Annotated in this window: 5 protein-coding genes and 1 pseudogene; 4 read left to right on the forward strand and 2 right to left on the reverse strand. The window is 71.1% G+C overall.

All coding sequences use genetic code 11. The features are described from left to right. A pseudogene (locus G6026_RS16935) lies at positions 1–201 on the reverse strand (hypothetical protein); the annotation flags it as partial. Between the two features lie 131 nt (positions 202–332). Here G6026_RS16935 and G6026_RS03030 point away from each other — a divergent pair. The 4 genes from G6026_RS03030 (at position 333) to G6026_RS03045 (ending at position 3,982) form a co-directional block, all read left to right on the forward strand. Continuing rightward, entirely contained in the window at positions 333–743 is a 411-nt protein-coding gene (locus G6026_RS03030) for an HAD-IA family hydrolase (protein WP_107755942.1), read from the forward strand. Between the two features lie 3 nt (positions 744–746). After that, positions 747–2,162: a wax ester/triacylglycerol synthase family O-acyltransferase gene (locus G6026_RS03035; protein ID WP_107755943.1), complete on the forward strand. Its 1,416-nt coding sequence runs from the start codon at positions 747–749 to the stop codon at positions 2,160–2,162. Positions 2,163–2,193: 31 nt separating this feature from the next. Continuing rightward, complete coding sequence (locus tag G6026_RS03040; protein ID WP_107755944.1) at positions 2,194–2,715, forward strand: hypothetical protein; 522 nt, start codon at positions 2,194–2,196, stop codon at positions 2,713–2,715. Between the two features lie 148 nt (positions 2,716–2,863). After that, entirely contained in the window at positions 2,864–3,982 is a 1,119-nt protein-coding gene (locus G6026_RS03045; protein WP_107755945.1) for a ferredoxin reductase, read from the forward strand. 30 nt (positions 3,983–4,012) lie between these two features. Here G6026_RS03045 and rsgA read toward each other — a convergent pair. Further along, on the reverse strand, positions 4,013–4,847 hold an 835-nt coding region (rsgA, locus tag G6026_RS03050), incomplete at its 5' end, for a ribosome small subunit-dependent GTPase A (RefSeq protein ID WP_182612225.1).

Here is a 4,847-nt window from a genome sequence, read left to right on the forward strand (position 1 = left end):
AGCTGCCCGCCGCGCCGGCACCGGTACCGCGTCCTCCGGGTCCGGCACCGGGACCGCCACCGCGATCATGTCGGCGACCGGGCCGCTCGCCCGGTCGTGCGGACGGACGTCGGGGCCGGGCTCCGTCGACAGCAGCGGCCTGACCCGGCATTCGTCCTGCGCGCTCTCCCGGGGGGTCGATGACACTGGTGTCGGGGCCATGTGCACTCCTGCTCTCTCCGACGAGAACCGGGCCGGTCTCGCATCCCTCTATGTGGTGTGACGCGCGGGGCGAACCGGGCGGTTCCGGCTCCACCTCTGCACCGTCGACGGGCGTTGCCTAGGCTGGTCCCATGCGAGGACTGATTGTCGACTACTTCGGGGTGCTGGACGGCACGGAAGAGGACCGCGAGAGCTGGCGGGAGATCTTCATCGGTGCACGTGCCAACGACGTACGCCTGGCGGTCCTCAGCAACGAACCCGAGGGCCCGGGTGCCGACCGGGTGCGTGAGGACGCCCGCGCCTACGGGATCGATCACGTGGTGCTCAGCGGGCTGACCGGGGTGGAGAAACCCGATCCCGAGGCGTTCCTCGAGGCGGCGAGACGCCTCGAGCTGGAGCCGCGCGAGTGCGTGATGGTCGACGACGCGATCGAGAACGTCCTGGGCGCGGTGCAGACGGGCATGATCGGGGTGTTCTACCAGGTCTTCGACCGCGCGGCCGTGGAGATCCGCGGGCTGCTCGGACTCGACGAGGCGGTCTGACCGGTGGCGGCCAGGCTGGCGACGGCGGACGCGGATCTGCTCCTCGGGGACGCCACCCGATCACGGAGTCGGCACTCCTGCTCCCTGGCGCTCGTCTCCCGGGACGATCCCTGGGACATCGACCGGGTGATGGAATTCGTCGACGCCCGACTGGCCGACGCACCCCGGTTCCGGCAGCGCATCCGGTACGTCCCGTTCGGGCTGGCCCGGGCGGTCTGGGTCGACGATCCGGACTTCGACCTGAGCTTCCACGTGCGGCGGTCCGCCCTGCCGGCTCCCGGCGGGGTGCGGCAGCTCGCCGATCTGGTGGCCCGGCTGGTCGACCGTCCGCTCGAACCCGGCCGGCCGCTGTGGGAGCTCTACCTCATCGAGGGTCTCGGCGACGGGCGGCTGGCGGTGCTCACCAAGACCCACCACGTCCTGCTCGGCGGCCCCAACGCCGTGGACCTCGCACAGGTCCTCATGACCGACGAGAAGGCGTCTGCTGACGTGCACGAGGTGGCCACCTGGACCCCCGTCCCGTCACCGGGCGACGGGGTCCTCGTGCTGGACGCCTTGATCACCATCGCCACGGACCCCCTAGAGCTAGTCCGACGCTCGGCCCGTCTGGTGAACGCGGTGGAGAGGGCGAGCCGGGGTCTGGTCGGCGCGGCGAGTCTCACCGTCCTGCGCCCGCCCGGGGGACTGGCGGAGATGTTCCGGACCTCCCGACCCCGCGGCAGCCGGGTCGGGCTGGCGTCGTTCCCCCTGGACCGGGCACGCGCGATCGCGAGGGACCACGGCTGCAAGGTCAACGACGTGGTCCTGGCAGTCCTCTGTGGGGCGCTGCGGTCGTGGATCCTGTCCTGCGGTCACCCCCTCTCGACTGCCGACACCCTCCGCGCGATCGTCCCGATGGCCGTGTCCTCGGAGTCAGGCACGGCCGAGGGTTCCGACGGTCCCGAGGCCTCCGCGGAGGCGACCTCGGCGGAGATCGCCTCCGCGCTCATCGGGATGCCGGTGGGGGAGCCCAACCCCAGGATGCGGCTCGCGCAGATCTCCAGGGAGACGGCCACCCAGCGGCATCCCAGACAGGCGGTGGGTGCCAAGTCGTTGGCCCGACTCTCGGGTTTCGCCCCGCCCACCCTGCACGCGCTGGGTTCCCGCGCCGCGATCATGCTGCCGTCGGACAGCTATGACCTGGTCGTCACCAATGCGCCCGGTCCGCAGCACAAGATGTTCTGGGGTGACGGTGAGCTCGCTGAGGTCTATCCCGTGCCGGCGCTGCTCGACGGTCAGGCGCTGGCCGTGTCCATGAGCAGTTACTCGGGGGTGGTCTACTGCGGGTTCACCGCGGACCGTCAGGCGGTGCCGGACGTGGAGGAGATCGGGGAGCTCATCTCCTCGGCGCTGGACGAGCTCACCGGCACCTCCCGCTGACCCGCACCGTCCACCCGAGGAAGGCACCATCATGCGTCTGTTCATCCCCGCCACACTCGCGATGCTGGAGACCCTGCTCGACAGCGGGGAGATGCCCGTCCGCAGCGGGACCGCCTTCGCGGCGACCCCCGCGCTCGTGGAATCCTACGCCGAGGGGGACACGGAGGAGATCGAGCACGTGGCGTACCTCGAGGCGGCCCGCGCCTCGCTGCGGCTGCTGGGTGGAGAGATCGACTCCGGTGCGGTACACGACACGCATCCCTACCGCCGGGTGGTGGTGAGCGTGGACGTCCCCGACGCCGACACCCAGCCGCGACCGGATCTGGACACCGCCGTGGTGCGCCTGTCCAGGGGGACCGTGGGGATGGAGGAGATCGCCGCCGTCCACGTGGACCTGGCGGGCGCCGCCGGCGCGGTCGAGGCCGCGGTCGAGGCCGTGGACCGCGCCGATCTGGGGGACGAGGACGCGGAGCTCACCGTGGGGGACGCCCTCGACATCGATCTCGCCTGGTACGACGCGGGTGAACTGCCGTTCCTGCTTAATCTGCTCTGAGAAGGGATCGGGGAGCCCGGCCCCGTCCGGCGGGATCATGCCCGTGTGGTGCCCGCCAGGCGCTACCCTCCGCTACCGTAGGTTCTCATCTCCGGCACCGTCGGCCCGGTCCTCGGGTCGTGCGGTCCCCGGTCTCAAGGAGGCACCAGTGACCGAGTCGACCAGCGGGCTCAACCGTGTACTGCGCGCAGCGGCTGCGAGGGTTCCTGAACCCCGGGCCGCACATCGATTCCTCAACCGCCTCACACACCCGCTCCGGATGGACGACTACTCGTCGCTCATCTATCCGCTGTGGTCCTCCCGCGAACTGCGCGGCGAGGTGGTGTCGGTGCGCCGCGAGGCGGAGGACACCGTCACGCTGGTCATCAAGCCCGGCTGGGGCGCGACCCCGCACTACCAGCCCGGCCAGTATCTGGGCATCGGCGTGCTTCTCGACGGCCGCTGGACCTGGCGCTCCTACTCCCTGACCTCGGCCCCCACCACCGGCCGCGGCGAGTACTCGGTGACCGTCAAGGCGCTTCCCGAGGGACTTCTCAGCAACCACATCGTCGGCACCGTCGAGCCCGGGACCATCGTCCGTCTCGCGGCACCGGCGGGCGACTTCCACCTGCCGACGCCGACCCCTCCCAAGCTGATGTTCGTGACCGCCGGTTCCGGGATCACCCCGGTCATGGGGATGCTCCGGTCCCTGGACCGCCGTTCGGTCACCGAACCGTTCCCGGACGTCGTCCACGTGCACTCGGTGCGTGAGAGGGAGGACGCGCTCTTCTACGACGAGCTGCGCGCCCTCGAGAAGACCCAACCCGGTTACGTCCTGCATCTCCGGGTGACCAGCGAGGAGGGCCGCATCGACTCGCGCCAGATGTCCGCCCTCGTCCCCGACTGGTCGGAGCGTCCGACATGGGCGTGCGGGCCCAACGCGATGCTCGACGAGCTCGACGAGCACTTCAGAGCCACGAATCGGGACGACCTCCACGTGGAGCGCTTCACCGTCAACCGGGACGCCGGGGCCTCGGGCGGGACCGTGACGTTCGGTTCGACCGGCAAGACCGTCGAGCTCGACGGTGCCACCACCATCCTCGAGGGCGGGGAGAAGGTGGGCGTGCAGATGCCCTTCGGCTGTCGGATGGGGATCTGCCAGACGTGTGTCGTGGGACTCGACGAGGGGCACGTCCGCGATCTGCGCAACGGCACCGACCACGGACCCGGTGAGCGGATCCAGACCTGCGTCTCGGTGGCGTTGGGGGACGTCGAGCTCAAGCTCTGACCGCGTCGGCGCGACGGTCGCGGCTCGTGCTCAGTCCTGATCCGACCCGAGCGCCCACGCGTCGTTGGACTGCAGGGCGCCGAGGAGTTCTCTCACGGCCAGCGCGCGTCGGTGGACCGCGGGGTCGATGACGGTGTCGAACCTGCACTCCGGATCGGCGGGCGGGCCCTGGTGGGTGCAGCCCCGCGGGCAGTCCTGAGCGATCGCGTCCAGATCGGAGAACGCCGCCACCACGTCGTCGGGCGAGACGTGCGCCAGTCCGAAGCTCCGGATCCCCGGGGTGTCCACCACCCAGCCCCCCGATCCCAGTTCGAGGGCGACCGACTGGGTCGAGGTGTGCCGGCCCTTGCCCACTCCCGAGACCGCGCCGGTCGCCCGGTGGGCGTCGGGGATCAGACGGTTGACGAGGGTGGACTTCCCGACCCCCGAGTGGCCGATCATGGCGGAGATCCGGCCGTCGATCCGATCGTGCAGGGCCCCGAGGTCGTCGTCGATCCCGGTCCGCAGGACGGGGACGTCGAGTGCCTCGAACTCGGCGGCGAACACCGACGGGTCGTCGAGGTCACCCTTGGTCAGGCACAGGACGGGGTCCAGTCCGCCCGTGTAGGCCGCCACGAGGGCGCGGGCCACGAAGCCGGCGCGGGGCGGGGGGTCCGCGACCGCGACGACGATGAGGAGCAGTTCGGCGTTGGCCACCACGACCCGCTCGTACGGGTCGGAGTCGTCGGCGGTCCGGCGCAGCACCGTGCTGCGGTCGGCGACCCGGACGATCCTCGACAGGGTGTCCCGGGTGCCGGTGAGGTCCCCGACCACGCCGACGTGGTCGCCCACGACGATGGGCGTGCGGCCGAGCTCGCGGGCCCGC

Origin of the sequence: Dietzia sp. DQ11-38-2 (genome assembly GCF_014145055.1) — a bacterium.
Taxonomy (GTDB): domain Bacteria; phylum Actinomycetota; class Actinomycetes; order Mycobacteriales; family Mycobacteriaceae; genus Dietzia.

Excerpts from the sequence above, each read along its gene's own strand:
- G6026_RS03030 (WP_107755942.1), top strand. The coding sequence starts at position 333 with ATGCGAGGACTGATTGTCGACTACTTCGGGGTGCTGGACGGCACGGAA.
- G6026_RS03040 (WP_107755944.1), top strand. The coding sequence starts at position 2,194 with ATGCGTCTGTTCATCCCCGCCACACTCGCGATGCTGGAGACCCTGCTC.